General features: G+C 25.7%; 15 protein-coding genes and 1 tRNA gene. 4 read left to right on the top strand and 12 right to left on the bottom strand.

Going from position 1 to position 19173, the window contains the following annotated elements; all coding sequences use genetic code 11:
* Nucleotides 1-992: 992 nt before the first annotated feature.
* Both ispA and dxs read left to right on the top strand, forming a co-directional pair.
* A complete protein-coding gene (gene ispA, locus AUT07_RS01220) occupies nucleotides 993-1913 on the top strand; it encodes a (2E,6E)-farnesyl diphosphate synthase (protein WP_066283105.1) in 921 nt (306 codons plus the stop codon).
* 92 nt (nucleotides 1914-2005) lie between these two features.
* Nucleotides 2006-3898, top strand: a complete 1893-nt coding sequence (gene dxs / locus AUT07_RS01215; RefSeq protein WP_395496506.1) for a 1-deoxy-D-xylulose-5-phosphate synthase — start codon at nucleotides 2006-2008, stop codon at nucleotides 3896-3898.
* Nucleotides 3899-3946: 48 nt separating this feature from the next.
* Here the strand turns inward: dxs and AUT07_RS01210 are convergent, their stop codons facing one another.
* From AUT07_RS01210 to folD, 9 genes are all read right to left on the bottom strand, one after another.
* Complete coding sequence (locus AUT07_RS01210) at nucleotides 3947-4435, bottom strand: phosphatidylglycerophosphatase A (RefSeq protein ID WP_066284149.1); 489 nt, start codon at nucleotides 4433-4435, stop codon at nucleotides 3947-3949.
* Nucleotides 4428-5426, bottom strand: coding sequence for a thiamine-phosphate kinase (thiL, locus tag AUT07_RS01205; protein WP_066283103.1), 999 nt, complete (start codon nucleotides 5424-5426; stop codon nucleotides 4428-4430). The genes AUT07_RS01210 and thiL overlap by 8 nt, the downstream gene beginning before the upstream one ends.
* 81 nt (nucleotides 5427-5507) lie before the next feature.
* Complete coding sequence (gene nusB, locus AUT07_RS01200) at nucleotides 5508-5927, bottom strand: transcription antitermination factor NusB (protein WP_066283102.1); 420 nt, start codon at nucleotides 5925-5927, stop codon at nucleotides 5508-5510.
* Between the two features lie 17 nt (nucleotides 5928-5944).
* Entirely contained in the window at nucleotides 5945-6415 is a 471-nt protein-coding gene (gene ribH, locus AUT07_RS01195; protein ID WP_066283099.1) for a 6,7-dimethyl-8-ribityllumazine synthase, read from the bottom strand.
* Nucleotides 6416-6540: 125 nt separating this feature from the next.
* Nucleotides 6541-7656: a bifunctional diaminohydroxyphosphoribosylaminopyrimidine deaminase/5-amino-6-(5-phosphoribosylamino)uracil reductase RibD gene (ribD, locus tag AUT07_RS01190; protein ID WP_066283098.1), complete on the bottom strand. Its 1116-nt coding sequence runs from the start codon at nucleotides 7654-7656 to the stop codon at nucleotides 6541-6543.
* A gap of 421 nt (nucleotides 7657-8077) precedes the next feature.
* The gene (gene secF / locus AUT07_RS01185; RefSeq protein WP_066284147.1) at nucleotides 8078-8941 is read right to left on the bottom strand and encodes a protein translocase subunit SecF; all 864 of its coding nucleotides are present in this window, start codon (nucleotides 8939-8941) and stop codon (nucleotides 8078-8080) included.
* 83 nt (nucleotides 8942-9024) lie between these two features.
* Nucleotides 9025-10872 carry a protein translocase subunit SecD gene (gene secD / locus AUT07_RS01180; protein ID WP_066283097.1) on the bottom strand — a complete coding sequence of 616 codons (1848 nt, stop codon included), beginning with the start codon at nucleotides 10870-10872 and terminating at the stop codon, nucleotides 9025-9027.
* A 30-nt stretch (nucleotides 10873-10902) separates the two neighbouring features.
* The gene (gene yajC, locus AUT07_RS01175) at nucleotides 10903-11235 is read right to left on the bottom strand and encodes a preprotein translocase subunit YajC (protein WP_066283095.1); all 333 of its coding nucleotides are present in this window, start codon (nucleotides 11233-11235) and stop codon (nucleotides 10903-10905) included.
* Nucleotides 11236-12044: 809 nt separating this feature from the next.
* A complete protein-coding gene (gene folD / locus AUT07_RS01170) occupies nucleotides 12045-12902 on the bottom strand; it encodes a bifunctional methylenetetrahydrofolate dehydrogenase/methenyltetrahydrofolate cyclohydrolase FolD (protein ID WP_066283093.1) in 858 nt (285 codons plus the stop codon).
* A 181-nt stretch (nucleotides 12903-13083) separates the two neighbouring features.
* Here folD and AUT07_RS01165 point away from each other — a divergent pair.
* Nucleotides 13084-13158 (top strand) — tRNA-Arg (locus AUT07_RS01165).
* A 287-nt stretch (nucleotides 13159-13445) separates the two neighbouring features.
* Here the strand turns inward: AUT07_RS01165 and alr are convergent.
* The 3 genes from alr to dusA form a co-directional block, all read right to left on the bottom strand.
* Nucleotides 13446-14528, bottom strand: a complete 1083-nt coding sequence (gene alr / locus AUT07_RS01160) for an alanine racemase (RefSeq protein ID WP_066283090.1) — start codon at nucleotides 14526-14528, stop codon at nucleotides 13446-13448.
* A gap of 31 nt (nucleotides 14529-14559) precedes the next feature.
* A complete protein-coding gene (dnaB, locus tag AUT07_RS01155; RefSeq protein WP_066284145.1) occupies nucleotides 14560-15960 on the bottom strand; it encodes a replicative DNA helicase in 1401 nt (466 codons plus the stop codon).
* 302 nt (nucleotides 15961-16262) lie between these two features.
* Nucleotides 16263-17303, bottom strand: a complete 1041-nt coding sequence (gene dusA / locus AUT07_RS01150; RefSeq protein WP_066283088.1) for a tRNA dihydrouridine(20/20a) synthase DusA — start codon at nucleotides 17301-17303, stop codon at nucleotides 16263-16265.
* A 405-nt stretch (nucleotides 17304-17708) separates the two neighbouring features.
* On the opposite strand from dusA, the gene treB reads away from it, so the two are divergent.
* On the top strand, nucleotides 17709-19133 hold the full coding sequence (gene treB, locus AUT07_RS01145; RefSeq protein ID WP_066283086.1) for a PTS trehalose transporter subunit IIBC: 1425 nt from the start codon (nucleotides 17709-17711) through the stop codon (nucleotides 19131-19133).
* Nucleotides 19134-19173: the final 40 nt, after the last annotated feature.

Below are 19173 nucleotides of genomic sequence, written 5' to 3'. Positions count from 1 at the left end.
AAAATTATTTATTTTATAATGTAATTTATTATTTATATTTAATATATATTTAAAAATATAATAAATTATGGATTTGTATTTATGTACTCATTTAAAAGATCTTGCATATTTTATGAATAATTAATTATAAATCAACATTTATAGAACTCATACAAATAAAATATTTTATTTTGTATATTATAAGAATATATAAAATTAAATTTACACACAATAGATGTTTATATCTATTATATATATCATAACTACATAATAACTGTATTTAAGTATTTTACGATATAGAAATATATGTATTTATGTATTAATTCAGCGATGTTATTAGGTTATTTTATTTATATATTATATATGAATTATAATTAAGATTAATAATAATATATAACTTCATGTAATTATAGTAAAAATTATTTTTTGTTAAAAATTTATCGTACATTAATCTAAATATAATTTCATATAAAATAAATAATTACTATTATATTATTAATAGCATTTTATATTTTATGTAATATTTATATAAATATTATAAATCATAAAAGCATGTTAAAATTAAATAATTAATAATTTAGTTGTTTTGCTGTTTTTTAAACAATATTTTTATAAGTTAGTATGATTATGAATTAATAAAACTATATATAGTATATTTTCTATTTTTATCAATTGGTTACATAAATTTTAGAAAACAAGTTAAATTAATTTTTATACATCTATAAGATTAAAATAGCAAAAACTATTACACATATAAATATAATTGTAATGTAAAAATGCTATTATATTTAATATTTAATTAATTAAATATTAAATAATTGTTTTACTAGATTTAGGTTAATTTAATAAATAATCTAGTAATTTTAATATATCTCAGATAACTAGGTAAAATAATAGAATGATTTGGCATTACAACGTAATGTATTAAAAGAAAAAATAAAATAATGTTTATTAACTGTGTTACGATATCTATTATGATAGATAAATTGATAATTTTACATTGGAAATAAACTATGTCTGAAATAGTAGCTCTTTCTTTTAAAGATCAACGTCAATGGGTTCAGGATAGGGTTAATAAAACACTATTAAATCAATTTCAAAATCTTCCGTTTAATAAAAGTCAACTTGTTTCAGCTATGAAGTATGGCACATTACTTGGAGGAAAAAGATTTAGACCTTTTTTAGTTTATGCTATAGGTAATATGTTAAATGTTGCAGTGGAAAATCTAGACGTTCCTGCTGCAGCTGTTGAATGTATTCATGCTTATTCATTAATTCACGATGACTTACCTGCAATGGATAATGATAATTTACGTCGTGGCCAACCAACTTGTCATATTTCTTTTGGTGAAGCGCATACTATTTTAGCAGGTGATGCTTTACAAACTCTTGCTTTTGATATTTTATCTCGTTCTGCCATGCCAGATGTTAGTGATACTAATCGTCTTGCTATGATAGCTAATTTAGCTATTGCTACTGGAGCAGCAGGAATGTGTGGAGGTCAGGCTCTTGATATTGAATCAGGAGGTCAACATATTAATCTTACAACACTTGAATCCATTCATCATCATAAAACAGGATCTTTAATTCGTGCATCTATTAGGATTAGCGCACTTACTGCTGGAAAACAAGGTTGTATTTTATTACCATTGTTAGATAATTATGCTAATTCTATTGGATTATTATTTCAAGTACAAGACGATATTCTTGATGTTACTGGTGATACGAATATTTTAGGTAAAAATAAGGGATCTGATAAAAAACATAAAAAAAATACTTATCCATCATTAATAGGTCTTGAACAAGCACAAAAAAAAGCAAAAAAATTATACAAACAAGCATTAAACACGTTATTTTTTATAGAAAAACAATATGGACTAAATACAAAAACTTTGCAAAATTTAACACATTTTATTATCGAAAGAGAAAATTAATTCATTTGATTTAAGATAAAAATCTTACTGAGATTAGGAATATATCTAAAAATTTATCTATTTATTTATAGCTTTAATATGCTTATTATATAATGAGCATTATATATAAACAAAAAATAATAGGAGTAAATATCATTTCTTATCCAACTTTAGAGTTAATAAAAACACCAGAAGATTTGCGACTGTTGCCAATGGAAAGTCTTTCAACATTATGTGAAGAATTACGACAATTTTTATTAAATAGTGTTAGTCGTTCTAGTGGACATTTTGCTTCAGGATTAGGAGTAATTGAACTAACTGTAGCTTTGCATTATGTATATAAAACTCCATTTGATAATCTTATTTGGGATGTAGGTCATCAAGCTTATCCACATAAAATATTAACAGGTCGTAGAGATCGTATTGATACAATACGAAAAAAAAATGGATTACATCCATTTCCATGGCGATTAGAAAGTGAATATGATATTTTGAGCGTTGGTCATTCATCAACATCAATTAGTGCTGGATTGGGTATGGCTGTAGCAGCAGAATATGAAAATAAAAATCGTAAAACTGTTTGTGTTATTGGTGATGGTGCTATTACTGCAGGACTAGCTTTTGAAGCAATGAATCATGCTGGTGATATTCATAAAGATATACTAGTAATACTTAATGATAATGATATGTCAATTTCAGAAAATGTTGGAGCGCTAAATAATAGTTTAGCAAAATTATTATCAGGAGATTTATATACTAGTTTACGTGAAAGTGGGAAAAAAGTTTTTTCTAATATTCCTCAAATTAAAAAATTATTAAAGAAAATAGAAGAATATCTTAAAGGAATGGTAGTACCTAGTACTATGTTTGAAGAATTAGGATTTAATTATATTGGACCTATTGATGGACATAATGTATTCACATTAATACATACACTAAAAAATATGAGTGAATTAAAAGGACCTCAATTTTTACATATTATAACTAAAAAAGGTAAGGGTTATGAACCCGCTGAAAAAGATCCCATTAATTGGCATGCTGTACCAAAATTTGATCCAGAAACTTTTATTTTGCCTGAAAGCAATAACAAACAATTGACTTTTTCGCAAATTTTTGGCGATTGGTTGTGTCAAGAAGCAATTGATGATCCTAAATTAATAGCAATTACCCCAGCTATGAGAGAAGGATCAGGAATGGTTAAATTTTCTAAAACATATCCTAAACAATATTTTGACGTTGCTATTGCCGAACAGCATGCAGTTACTTTTGCTGCTGGTCTTGCTATTGGAGGTTATAAGCCTGTTGTTGCAATTTATTCAACTTTTTTACAACGTGCTTATGATCAAGTTATTCATGATGTAGCTATTCAAAAATTACCTATTTTATTTGCTATAGATAGAGCAGGAATTGTTGGTTCAGATGGACCAACACATCAAGGTGCTTTTGATTTGTCATTTTTACGTTGTTTACCTGATATGATTATTATGTCTCCTAGTGATGAAAACGAATGTCGTCAAATGTTGCATTCTGGTTATCACTATCAGGGTGGTCCTGTTGCTGTTCGTTATCCCAGAGGAATTGGTTCTGGTGCTACTTTACAACCATTAGTAAAAATTCCAATAGGTAAGGGTTTAATTAGACGTAAAGGAAAAAAAATTGCTATTTTGAATTTTGGGACATTATTAATAGAAGCAATAAAAGCAGCAGAAATACTTGATGCTACTGTAGTAGATATGCGGTTTGTAAAACCATTAGATGAAATATTAATATTAGATATTGCTAAAACTCATAACTTATTAGTAACTTTAGAAGAAAATGCTATTATGGGCGGTGCTGGTAGTGGTGTAAATGAATTTTTATTAAAAGTAAGTAATATTATGCCTATAATTAATTTAGGGTTGCCTGATTATTATATTTCTCAAGGTAGTCAGGAAGAAATACGAGCTGAATTAGGACTTAATACAGATGGTATAGTTAAATCAATTAATAATTATTATTTAAAATAAATTTATTATGAATATAACGGTGATTTATTCGATAAGTAAATAAGATTTTTAATAAAAAAACCAATATTTAAACATTTCCATAATAATAATTGCAAAAATAGAGGCGATTATATCGTCTAACATTATACCAATTCCTTTATGAATTTTTCTATCAAACCATATGATTGGCCAAGGTTTTAAAATATCAAAAAAACGGAAAAGTAAAAAAGATATTAATAACCATTTCCAGTTGCTTAAAGGTATATACATTAATGTTATCCACATACCAATAAATTCATCCCAAACAATACTTTTATGATCATAAATTTTTATATCATTTGATGTCCGTTGACAAACAATAATACCAATTATAAAACCAAATAATATAATAAACCAACATGCCAAAACAGAAAATATTTTATGCATAAATAGCCAACATGGAATAGCAGCTAGTGATCCTATTGTTCCAGGAATGACAGGTGATAATCCACTACCAAATCCAGTAGCTAATAAATGATAAGGATTTGATAATTTTAATGTAAATTTGTAATTAGTCATTATAAATATTATTAATATTATTATTAAAATGATCAAATTTTACTAAATTAAATGATATTTCTTTGTCGTTATAAAAATAACGAATTCCATCTGATTTTTTTGTAATTTGACCTATACAGTAAAATTTTTCTTTATTATTTATAATAACGGATTCTAATATACTAAGATTTATATTTGGTACAGTAAAGCATAATTCATAATCCTCCCCACCGTTTAAAGCTGAAATTAATGCTTGTTTTAAACTAACTTGTCTAGATAATACACTAGATATAGGCAACCAATTTAATTTAATTATAGCACCATGACCACTAATCTTTAAAATATGACTAAGATCAGAAACTAAACCATCAGAAATATCTATTGCTGAAGAAGCAATATTACGTAACATTTTACCTTGTGCAATTTTTGGTTCTGGTCTTAAATGACGTTGAATTAACCAATGACGATCATTTGGATTATTAACAGTTAAATGTGATTTTAAAATAGCAAGCCCTGCAGCACTATCTCCTAATGTTCCAGTAACATAAATCAAATCACCTTTACAGGCACCATTTCTTGTCAGTGATTCTCCTATAGGAATTAAGCCATGAGCTGTGTACGTTAAACTCATTGGACCTTTTGTTGTATCCCCACCAATAAGTTGTATTCCATAGCAATTTAGTTGCTTAAATAAGATAAAACTAAATCTTTCTAGCCATTCTTCATTAATATTTGGTAATGTTAATGCTAGAGAAATCCATGTTGGCTCTGCACCCATAGCAGCTAAATCACTTAAACTAACAGCTAAAGACTTGTAAGCTAAATCTTCTGGTGAAATAGTATCAAAAAAATGAATTCCAGCAATTAGTGTATCTGTAGTGATTGCTAATTGTTGTTTTTCTGAAATATTTATTAAAGCACAATCATCACCGATACCAATATTAACATCATTTCTATTTTGCTGTTTATAATTAAAATAAGTATTGATGATATCAAATTCACTACAAATCATAATTTTGTTTTTGAGTTTCAAACTGATTAAAATATTGAAATAATCATTTTATTGTAAAATTACAATATTTAATATTTTAATTTAATTCTTTGCATTGCATACAGTAGAAACAACCTTATCAAGTGCACCATTAATAAACTTATAACTTTCTTGGGCTCCAAAAATTTTTGCTAATTCGATAGCTTCATTAATTGTAACTTTATATGGTATATCATCTCGATAGCATAGTTCAAACATTGCTAAACGTAAAACTGCTTTTTCTATTTGATCTAGTTCACAAATTTGACGTGAAAGATAAGGAGCCATTTTTTTATCTAAGTCTAATATATGGTTTGAAACCCCTTTTAATAATTCACTAAAGTAAACTACATCAACATTTGACATATCGTGTTCAAATAAAAAATCTATTTCTACATTAGTAATATTATTGCCTGATAATTGCCATGAATAAATAGCTTGAATAGCACATTTTCTTGCACGATGACGAGCAGTAGGTTTCACAAAATTCTCCTTAGACGTCAGGTTTTTATCTCCTGAATAACATTAATCATTTCTAATGCAGCTAAAGCAGCATCAACACCTTTATTGCCTAACTTCGTCCCTGCTCGTTCAATAGCTTGTTCTATATTATCTATCATTAATACACCAAAAGCAACAGGAATATTATGTTTTATAGAAATATCAGTAATGCTAGTACTACATTGAGTTGCAATATATTTAAAATGTTGCGTAGCACCACGTATTATACTAGCAAGTGCAATAATTGCATCATATTTTTTTGTTTCTACTAATATTTTAGTTGATAAAGGTAATTCATAAGCTCCAGGAATCCAAACTACAGTAATATTTTCTGATGTAACTTGCCCAATACGTTCTAAAGTATCAATAGCACCTTCTAGAAGACTATTGTTTATAAAATTATTAAATCGTGCAACAATAATTGCTACACGAGCTTTGGATGCTACTAGCTTACATTTTATTACTTTCATAGTTTTTCCTTAAATATCAACAATAATATTCATTATATATATACTTATATTACAATCATTTTAATAATTTGATTATGTTATTTGGAGTATTATATTATAATTGTTTATAAAATACATAAAATATATTATTTTCTCAATGGGCGTAGTTTAACACGTAAATCAGGGCCAAGAAGTTTAATATTAATAAATTTAAATTTAGGGGCATCTTTTAATTTTTTTAATTCTGGAATGTTAATTAATTCTCTTGCTTTTTCTCCTAAAATTTTTGGGGAAATATAAATAATTAATTCATCTATTAAATCTAATTTTAATAAAGCACTAGCAAGAGTTGGTCCACTTTCTACTAAAATTGAATTAATATCACGTTTAGCTAGTTGTATCATAAGAATAATTAAATTAATTCTTTTTTTATATTTTGGAATAACTATTTGTTCAACATTATTAGACCAATGTTGTAATATAGGATTAGGACGGATAAGCCAACATGGACTGTTTGTTTGCGTTATAAGATGTTCAGGGTTAACTTGGTTTTTGCTATCTAAAATAATTCTTATTGGTTGTCTAATTTTATTTTTTGGATAAATATTTTTCAGTTTATTAGGGAAATCTGTCCAACGAACATTTAAAATAGGATTATCAGCTAAAACAGTGACACTAGTAGTTAAAATAGCACTTGCTTGAGCTCTAAGTTTTTGAACGTCTTTTCTGGAATTAAGAGAAGTAATCCATTTGCTTTCTCCTGATGCTAAAGCTGTTTTGCCATCAAGTGATGTAGCTAATTTCAGTTGAACATAAGGAAATCCGGTTCGCATCCTTTTTAAAAATCCTAAATTTAACTGTTCAGCTTTGTCCATAAGTAACCCATATACTACTTCTATACCAGCTTTTTGTAATTGAACTAAACCACGACCAGAAACATTAGGATTTGGATCTTTTAGCGCTACAACAACACGCCGAATGCCAGCATTTATTAGAGCATTTACACAAGGAGGTGTTTTTCCATAATGACTACATGGTTCTAACGTTATATAAGCTGTACCTCCATTAGCTTTTTTGCCAGCTTTTTGCAAAGCATAAATTTCAGCATGTGGTGCTCCAGATTTACTGTGAAAACCATCACCTACAATTATACCATTAGATACAATTACACAACCTACATTAGGATTAGGTGATGTTGTAAAGCGTCCTTTTTTTGCTAAAAATAAGGCATGGTTCATGAATTTTTGATCATTTACAACCATTATTTTTAATAGTCCTATATTTAACAATATTGTTATTGAAATAGTGTAATATTTTATTAAAGTAAAAATTATAATTAGTTTTAGCTAATTTGTTTTATAAACATAATTGCAAAACAAATTATTTTTAATATAGTAAACTTCTATTTTTTAACATTTTTGTTATAAAATGTATAGATGTATTGATATATAATTGTTTGTATTATAATTACTTGATGACTTTTTTTAATTTTTTACATATCTTAATATTATAATTAAAAATTATTTATTTATGGTATTTGTAATCAGTTAAACTATTTTGATGATAAAATTTAAATTACGTTTTTAAATAAATTCCTATTATTAACATTACTTCAATTGCTAAATGAAGTTAATTGTTAGAATATTAAATTCTATTATTAGAACAATATTTATTGTTACTTTTTTAAAGTAGATGTTTTCGTTTTATCCCCATCTTTAATGCTAAAGTAGAAGATATATAAATTGAAGAAAAAGTTCCAATGGTAATACCGATTATCATTACTAATGAAAACCCTTTCATAACTAATCCACCTAAAAAATATAACATTAATATAACTAATAATGAAGTTCCTGATGTAATGAGTGTTCTGCTTAATGTTTGAGTTAATGAAACATTTAAGATTTCATAAGTAGTTCCTATCTGGATAGTTAGGAAATTTTCTCGAATCCGATCTGATACAACAATGCTATCATTTAAAGAATAACCTATAACTGACATTAATGAAGCAAGGATAGTCATATCTACTTCAATTTTAAAAAGAGATATAGCACCTAATGTAATAATTAAATCATGAATTAATGATATAACTGCTCCAATAGCTAACCTCCACTCAAAACGAATGCTAACGTAAATTAAAACGGATATTAAAGAAGATAAGATTGCTATTATTCCTGTTTGTGTTAATTCATTACTAATATTAGGACCAATAAATTCAATACGTTGCAGTGTCGCTTGATTATCAATTTTTTTTTTAATAATTGTGATAATATTTTCACTAATGTCTTTATTTATATTTTCTTTAGAAAATCTTAATCTAATAACAATATTTCTACTATTTCCAAAATTTTGAATTAATGGATCTTTATATCCATTTTGATTTAAATAATTTCTAATTTTATCAAGTTCTATAGGTTTACTTAGAGTAATTTCAATAATATTCCCTCCTGTAAAATCTAACCCCCAGTTAAATCCTTGTGTTAATATTATTGTAATAGAAATAATAGATAATATAATTGAAATATAAAAAGCTAAATAGTCCCAGTACATAAAATCAATTACTTTACGACCATGATTCAATTGTTCTATATTATATTTTTGCACTTAAAATTAATTTCCTTTAATAGATAACTTTAAATAGATAATTTTTTGATATTTTTCCCACCATATAGTAAATTTACTATAGCACGTGTTCCAATAATAGAACTAAACATAGAGGTTATAATACCAATTGCTGTACTAATGGCAAAACTTTTAATTACACCAGTTCCTACTATATACAAAATAGTTATTGTAATTACAGTAGTTAAATTTGCATCTAATATACTTGACAATGCTCCTTTATAACCTCTATGTATCGCTTGTTGTATAGAACGACCATTTTTTAATTCTTCTTTAATACGTTCATTAATCAATACATTAGCGTCAACAGCAATAGCAAGTGTTAAAATAATACCTGCAATCCCAGGCATAGTAAGAGTCATTCCTGGTAATAAAGACATTATTCCAATGACTAAAATTAAATTCGCTAATAATGCAGAACTAGCGATGAAGCCGAATTTGCGATAGTAAAGCACCATAAATATAATAGAAGTAAATAAACCTGCTAAAGATGCTTGTATTCCTTTTTTTATATTTTTTAAACCTAATGTTGGCCCAATGATACGTTCTTCAACAATTTTAAGTGGTGCAAGTAATGTACCAGCACGTAGTAGTAAAGATAATTGACGAACTTCTGGTAGATCATTAATACCAGTTATACGAAATTTATTACCAAAAACTCCAGAAATTTTAGCTATATTAATAATTTTTTCACTTTTTGTTAAAATAATTCGACCATTATCATATTTATGACCAATATCTTCATATTCAACAAATAAAGTTGCCATCCATTTATCTTGATTATCGTGGGTAAATTTGTACATAATAGATCCACCAATACTATCTAGATCAATGGTAACCTGTGGGTTACCAATTTCGTCGAAATTAAATTTCGCATCAGTGATATGATCACCTGTTAAAACAACATTTTTATATAAAACAACAGGATCTCCATATTTAGTATATTTTATTTCAGAATCATTAGGAATATTATTATTAATAATAGCAAATTGATCTATATTATTATTAATTAGACGAAATTCTAGTGTTGCAGTTGCTCCTAAAATATTTTTTGCTCGTGCAATATCTTGAATTCCTGGCATTTCAACTGCGATACGATCAGATCCTTGATAATGAATCAAAGCTTCTAATATACCTAATTGATTAATTCTATTACGAATAATATTAATATTTTGTGATATTACATTATTCTTTACCTCACGTATTTTTTTATCTGTAATACTTATTTTTAGTATATTATTACTATCATTGGTAATATTTAATTCGTCATAATGCTTTGTTATATGAGATTTAGCTTTTAAAAAACTATTTTTATTTAGAAAAATAATTCTAATACTATAATTATCTAATTTACATATATTAGAATATTTAATGCTTTTTTTTTGTAAATCATTAACTAACCTATTTATAGTTTTTTCTTGTATTTTGGATAATATTTTATCCATATCTATTTCCATTAAAAAATGAACACCACCACGTAAATCTAATCCTAATTTTATTGGTTTACTATTTAATTTACGCAACCAATTAGGGGTAGCAGGTATTAAATTTAATGTTACAATATATTTATTGCCTAAACCTACAGTTAAAACGTCATATGCGTGCATTTGTGTATCTGAATTATTGAAGCAAATAAAAATCTTACCATTTTTTAATATAATTTCTTTACTTATTATTTTTTCTTTCTTTAAAAAAGAAGCGACTAAATTCAAAGTTTTTTTATTGATAATATTTTCTTTTAATCCAGTAATTTGGATAGCTGGATATTCTCCATAAAAATTTGGAATTGTATATATTATACTAATCAATAGTACAAAAATAAGTATTAAATATTTCCATATAGGATAGTGATTTAGCACTAGAAATTCTCTTTCTAAAAAAAACAAAAATTAAATAGATTTTATTGTACCTCTTGGTAATACAGCAGCAATAAAATTGCGTTTTATGCTTACTTCAAGTGTATCATTTAATGCAATAATAATATAATCTGTTTCAGATATTTTAGTGACACGACCAATCAAACCACCATTTGTCAGTATTTCATCACCTTTAGAAATAGAATTAATTAACTTTTTATGCTCTTTAGCACGGTTTTGTTGTGGTCTTAAAATCATAAAATAAAAAATTAATCCAAAAATAACGAGCATGATAATCAAATAATATGTATTTCCATGTACTTGACTATCAGATGAAGCAATTGCTTTAGAAATAAATGTAGTCATCAAAATTCCCTCATTTAAAGTTTAATAAAAATATATTTAAATATATAATTAGAATATATTAAATAATTATAAAAATTATTTTATTTGATTTATTTTATTAATTTTATGTACTTTTTGATAATTTAGAAAAATTTTATTTTTTAATAAAATTTTATAAAAATTCATATTTTATTGTTGTTTAACTATTGTATTTTAAATGTAAATTTATTACAAACGATAAATTTAAGATAATTAACTTTCTAAAGCGCTAAATAAATTATTCAATATATTAACTTTTAGATAATATTAATATACACTATTATTCATAGTGATATATAGCAAAATTTATAGTTTTAGTTACTATAAGTTACTAACTTACTCATATTTAGTAAGGGTATTTTTTCATTCTACTTAATTTAAAAATATTACTTTATTAAAATTTAAGTCAATAATATTATTTTTACTTATTATTTATAATAAGTATAATTACGATGGCTATATTAATTTATTTTTAAAATACCACTAAAAAATTAATTTTTAATTTTTTACAAGTGATTTAGTAATATAAATACTAAATTAAACATATTAAGTTTAATTTATGAGAAATATATATCATAGATTCTGAAATCTAAGATATTTCAAATGGTATATTAAAATATTTATAAAGGTTCATTACCTTAGTAAAAATAATTAATTATTAATTTTATATATTTTATAATAATTAATATATTAAAACTTTACAGTAACCTTTACAGTAACCATTGTAGTTTTTACATTTTTAATGTATTAAATTTTTAATTTAATTTATATCAAAGATTTATTTTGATATTTTAACTGTCATTATATTCCTCACAAGCTTGTAATGTATTTTGCATTAGTGTTATTACAGTCATTGGGCCTATACCACCTGGTACAGGAGTAATCCAACTAGCTCTTTGTTGTGCTTCTAGATAACAAATATCACCTGTTAATTTTCCATTTTTAAGTCTATTTATCCCGACATCTATAACAATAGCACCTGGTTTTATCCAATTACCAGGAATAAAATTTGGTTTACCAATAGCTACAATAAGTAAATCTGCCTGTTTTATTATTTTTGGTAAATTTTTGCTAAATTTATTAGCTATAGTAGTTATGCAACCAGCAAGTAATAATTCTAGCCCCATAGGACGACCTACGATATTTGAATCTCCTATCATAACAGCATTTAGACCCAACAAGTTTATTTTATATCGTTCAAGTAATGTAATAATACCTAGTGGGGTACAAGGACGTAATCTCGGAGCACATTGACAGAGACGCCCTATATTATAGGGATGAAATCCATCAACATCCTTATTTGGATCTATATGCTCTAGTATCTTAATATAATTAATATTTTTAGGTAATGGTAATTGAATAAGTATTCCATCAATAGTTTTATCTTTATTAAGTTTATCTATTAATTTTAAAAGTTTAGATTCAAAAATAGTTTCTGTTAAATCATAGGAATAAGAAATAAAACCAACATCTTTACAGGCTTTTCTTTTACTATTTACGTAAATTTTTGAAGCTGGATGATTACCGATTAAAATCACTGCAATTCCTGGAGCTCTCTTACCTAATGAAAGCCTTAATGTAACTTTTTTGATGATCTCTTGTTTTATTATTTCAGAAATCATTTTTCCATCAATAATTTTTGCTGACATTATTATTTAATCCATTAAGATTATTGAATATTTCTTTTTTAAAGAAATAAAACTATGTTTTGTATAGCAGATAAAATATATGAAGTGTATTTCACTATATAAAAAAAGATTGTTTTAATTTTTAATTCTTTTATAATTTAAATAAAACTATTTTGATAGATATTTTAAGTAATTTTTTTAAGCGCTCTTAGCTCAGTTTGGATAGAGCAACGGCCTTCTAAGCCGTAGGTCACAGGTTCAAATCCTGTAGAGCGTGTTAAATATTTTTGTTTTATTATTTATTTAATAATTAAATTAGTAATATAATTAATTAATAATTTATCAAATTTTACATAATAAATTGTATTTTATAAGTAATAATGTATAATAACTGTGTATTATTTATAATAAAATTATAAAAGGTTATGTATAACTGAAAAATAAAGAGTAATTATTAGTTTATAGTGTTAATCAATTAATGATAATATTAAAAATATAGTAAAATATTAAATGTTTAATATTATTATTCAATAGTTGTACTTTAAATAACTTTAATAAAGTTTACTATTCCTGATATTTTATCAGGACTCTTGATGTTAATTTTGTTAATAATTCGTAATGACTTATCCCGGTATGTTTAGCAATTTCTTCAACTGGTAATAAGTCTCCCCATATAATAGCTTCATCTCCAACTTTATCATGACTATTAATTCCTAAATTGACTGAAGTCATATCCATAGATACCTTACCAACAATAGGAACTTTGCGCCCATTTATTAAAATTGGTGTTCCAGATGGAGCATTACTTGGATAACCATCTCCATAACCAATTGCTACTATACCAATGGTTGTATCATGATCACTAATCCAAATACCACCATAACCGATAGGTTCTCCAGCTTTATGTTTACGAATAGCAATTAAATAAGATTTAAGTGTCATTGCTGGTAGTAGACCAAAGTCTTTCCCTTGTTTTCCTTCTTGTGGTGAAGCACCATAAATCATTATGCCAGGTCTTACCCAATCTAAATGTGATATTTGCCATAATAAAATACCTATAGATGAAGCAATTGATTTTTCACCTAATTTATTTTTTATAAAATTGTTAAAGCAATTTAATTGTTGAAATGCAATATCGTGTAGTCCTGGTTTATCATTCATACTAAAGTGACTAATAATATTAATAGGTTTTTGAATATTTTTGCATTCTATTAATCTTTTATATAATATTTCTGCTTCCTCAGGTCTAAAACCTAAACGATGCATACCAGTATCAATTTTCATCCAAACTTTTATTAACTTTTGCAATTTAATTTTTTCTAAAATTTCAATTTGTTTAATGTCTTGTATAACAACGTCAATTTCATTTTTAATGATAATAGGTAATTCATTAATATTAACAAAACCAGCTAATAATAAGATTGGATTAGTTATATCGTTATTACGTAACATTATTGCTTCACTAATACGAGCAACTCCAAAACCATCAGCTAAATCTTTAAGAATTTTAGCTATTTCTAATAAACCATGTCCATAGGCATTAGCTTTTATTATAGCCATTATACGACTATGAACTACAATTTTCCGTATCTGTAGTAAATTGTAGCGTATAGCATTACTATGAATAACTGCAACTGGCGATTTCATTGTATTCTCAGTTTGAATTAATTTATATAAATCATTTGTTATTATAGTTTATTCCAGCATAATTATCGAAACGCGACCATTGTCCATTAAAAGTTAGACGTACTGTCCCAGTTGGGCCATTACGTTGTTTGCCAATTATAATTTCTGCAATTCCTTTAAGATCTGAATTATCGTGATAAATTTCATCTCGATAAATAAACATAATTAAGTCAGCATCTTGTTCAATAGAACCTGATTCTCTTAAATCTGAATTTACTGGTTTTTTATCTACTCGTTGTTCTAGACTACGGTTAAGTTGTGATAATGCGATAACTGGTATTTGTAATTCTTTTGCTAATGATTTTAGTGAACGAGATATTTCTGCAATTTCAAGGGTACGATTATCAGACATATAAGGGACATGCATTAATTGAAGATAATCAATCATAATTAAACTTAAACCTTCATGTTCACGATACATGCGTCTAGCACGTGAACGAATGTCTGTTGGTGTTAATCTAGCAGAGTCGTCAATATAAATATTATGTTTTTTCATTAACAGACCCATTGTACTAGAGATACGAGCCCAATCTTCATCATTAAGCTGACCAGTACGAATACGTGTTTGATTAACCCTTGATAGTGAAGCTAACATACGCATCATAATTTGATTAGCTGGCATTTCTAAACTAAAAATTAATACTGGTTTTTCTTCTGTCATTGCTGCGTGTTCACATAAATTCATTGCAAAAGTAGTTTTACCCATTGAAGGTCTAGCTGCTATAATGATAAGATCAGAATTTTGTAGTCCAGCTGTTTTTTTATCTAAATCTTGATACCCTGTAGATATACCTGTTATACCATTATTAGGGTTTTGGTATAATTTTTCTATTTTTTCTACTGTTTCTGATAAAATTTCTTCAATTCCTTTTGGCCCATAATTTTTATTAGATCTAATTTCAGCAATTTGAAAAACACGTGATTCAGCTATATCTAATAATTCTTCACTGCTACGACCTTTAGGATTATAACCGGCATCGGCTATTTCATTTGCTACAGCTATCATATCTCTAATAACAGCACGCTCACGTACAATATCTGCATAAGCATTTATATTAGCAGCACTTGGAGTGTTTTTAACTAATTCCGCCAAATAGGCAAATCCACCAACACTATCTAATTTACCTTTTTGTTCTAGAGATTCAGATAAAGTAATTAGATCAATTGGTTTATTTTGATCAAGTAAATACTGCATTTCAGAAAAAATAGTATGATGTGGTAGACTAAAGAAATCTGTTTTGTTTACTCTTTCTGAAATAGTATCCCAACATTTATTATCTAACATTAATCCACCTAGTATAGATTGTTCGGCTTCTAAGGAATGAGGTGGAATTTTTAATTCTTCTATTTGAAGATCTTTGAATGCTGTTTTTGTATAATAATTATTTGTCATATCACTTATCCCATTTATCCATATAATACATTGATACATAGATAATTCATAATTATATGTTATTTAATGTTTACTAAGTGAAATTTTAGTTATTTAATATTATAGATATTATCTTAATATTCTTTTTTTGTATGTGTTTTTTTTAAATTTTATATGATTTTATTAATTAAATTAAGTGGTTACTTAAATATAAGTTATTATAATTTTTATTATATATAAGTACATAATGTATTAATGATCATTATAAAATTTTTAATAACAATCTAATTATATTAGAAGTGTTTTATTTATTTATGAGATGGTTATAAATAATCAATTTTATTGATAATAAACTCAAGTGCTTTTTTAATTATAGAAATATCAGCTCCTTTTTTGTAACTATTGGTACTTAAATAACGTCTCCATTTACAAGCACCAGGTACAGATTGAAATATCCCTAACATATGTTTTGTGATATGATGTAAATAAGTCCCCTTTTTTAATTCTCTTGCAATATAAGGAAACATTTTTTGTACTGCGATAATTGGATTAATAATTAAATTATTTTTATTAAAAATTTTAAGATCAACATTGATTAATAATTGTGGATTTTGATAAGCTTCTCTACCTATCATAACACCATCAAGATAATATAAATGTTGATTAGCTTCATTAATGGTTTTAATACCTCCATTAATTATAATAGTGAGTTGTGGAAATTCTTTTTTTAATTGATAAACATATGAATAATTTAATGGTGGTATTTTTCGATTTTGCTTTGGATTTAATCCTGATAACCAAGCTTTACGAGCATGAATAATAAATAAACGACATTGACTATTTGTTACAATCCTATCTATAAAATCAATTAAAAATTCGTAACTATCATCATTGTCAACTCCAAGTCTTGTTTTTATTGTTATAGGTATGGTAACCACATCTTGCATTGATTTTATACAATCAGCTACTAGAGAGCTTTCACGCATCAAATAAGCTCCAAATTGACCATTTTGAGCTCTTTTTGATGGACAGCCAATATTAAAATTTATTTCATCATAACCAGCTTTTTGTACCATTTTTGCACAATTAGCTAAAATTTTAGGTTCATTACCACCTAATTGTAATGCAATTGGATGTTCTTCTTCATTATACGTTAAATAATTATTTTTACCATAAATAATAGCATTGGTTGTTATCATTTCTGTATAAAGTAATGCTTTTTTAGTTAATAAACGATGAAAATATCGACAATGACGATCTGTTAAATGCAGCATTGGGGCTACACTAAAATAGTGATGTTTATGATATTTTGTAGATAATTTTGTTTTTTGTATTAATTTTGTATGAACTATTTTATTGCACATTTGCTTTAAAATTATTTTTAAATAATTATTTTTAAATATTACAATTTATATTTGATTACTAGCACTTTTTAAAAAATATTATATTTTTAATATACTATTTCATTTACTATTTCTTTTAAAGAATATAAAAATTTATAATATTTATTAATTTATAATATTTATTAATATATAATTAATTTTTATATCATTAATTGTATATTAATTTTTTGAATAAGTATATATTAAATTTTATTTATTTAAATATTAATAAATGAATAAATAAAATTTAAATTACCAATTAATAATATTTTTAAATAATTAATGTATTTATATATCTATTTTGTGATTTATCTCTATAAAACATATAATTAATAATTATATATTTTATTATTTATTTAATTAAATTCATATAATAATTTTAAAATTATGTTAAAAGATACTTCAATAAATCATGTTAATGTTAGAAAAATAATTTCTATGGTTGGTGGAAAAGAAAATATCAGCAAGATTACTCATTGTTTAACACGATTACGTTTTATTTTATATGATCAGCTAAAGGTAAAGATAGACGATTTAAAAAAAATACCTGAAGTTAAGGGTTGTTTTAATCAGGATGATCAGTTACAAATTATTATTGGTACAAATGTAGAAAAATATTATAAAACTATTCAACAATATATTTTAAAAATTGATGATAATAAAAACAATAAAATATCAAATAAAGTATATTCTAAATTTATCACATGTTTAATCAGTAACTTATCTGAGATATTTTTTCCATTATTACCTACATTAATTTGTGGTGGGTTAATATTAGGATTAAGAAATGTTATTAGCGAAATTCCAATAATTGATAATAAATCATTATTAGAATTTTATCCTATATTAAAACCAATTTATGAATTTCTTTGGTTACCTTGTGAGGCTATTTTTCATTTTTTACCAGTTGCAATTTGCTGGTCGACTGTAAAAAAAATAGGTGGAACACCAATATTAGGTATAATTCTTGGAATTACATTAGTTTCACCGCAACTAATGAATCCCTATAATTTAATTGATCAATCTCCAAATGTTTGGGATTTTGGTCTATTTGCTATCCAAAAAATAGGTTATCAAGCTCAAATTATTCCTGCTATTTTTTCAGGTTTGTTTTTTGGATGGTTTGAAAAATTTATGCGTCGTTTTATTCCAGATTATTTAAAATTAGTTATTATTCCAATTATTACTTTAAGTATATCTCTTGTTGTTGCACATGGTATACTAGGACCAATAGGTAGAATGATAGGTAATGAAATAGCAGTAATAATTAAATTTATCATGTTTGGGAATTTTGCACCAATTGGATCTGCTATTTTTGGTTTTGTTTATCCTTTATTAGTTGTTAGTGGTCTTCACCATACGACATTAACCATTGATTTACAGATTATGCAATCTCAAGGAGGAACACCAATTTGGCCAATTATTGCTTTGGCTAATATAGCACAAGCTTCTTCTGTAGTCGGTATTATTCTTATTAGTCGTAAAGAAAATGAACGTGAAATAACTATTCCAGCTGCTATTTCTGCTTATTTTGGTGTTACTGAACCTGCTCTTTACAGCGTAAATCTTTATTATCGATTTCCTTTATTTTGTGCTATGGCAGGATCTTCTTGTGCAGGTTTTATTTGTGGTCTTTTTAATGTACTTTCAAATGGTATTGGTATTGGTGGACTACCTGCTTTTCTTTCTATTAAACCTATGTATTGGCCAATTTATTTTTTTTCGACAATAATTTCTATTATTATTCCAATTATTCTAACTATATTTGTTTATCGTTACCAAAAAAGAAAAGGAATTTTAATTTCTAATTAAGAAGTTATTTTTTTATAATCTATTTAATAGCGAATTAAAA

Origin of the sequence: Candidatus Arsenophonus lipoptenae, assembly GCF_001534665.1 — a bacterium.
Taxonomy (GTDB): Bacteria; Pseudomonadota; Gammaproteobacteria; order Enterobacterales; family Enterobacteriaceae; genus Arsenophonus; species Arsenophonus lipoptenae.
Note: the sequence above shows the minus strand (reverse complement) of the source record. Positions and strands in the feature narration are given on the sequence as shown.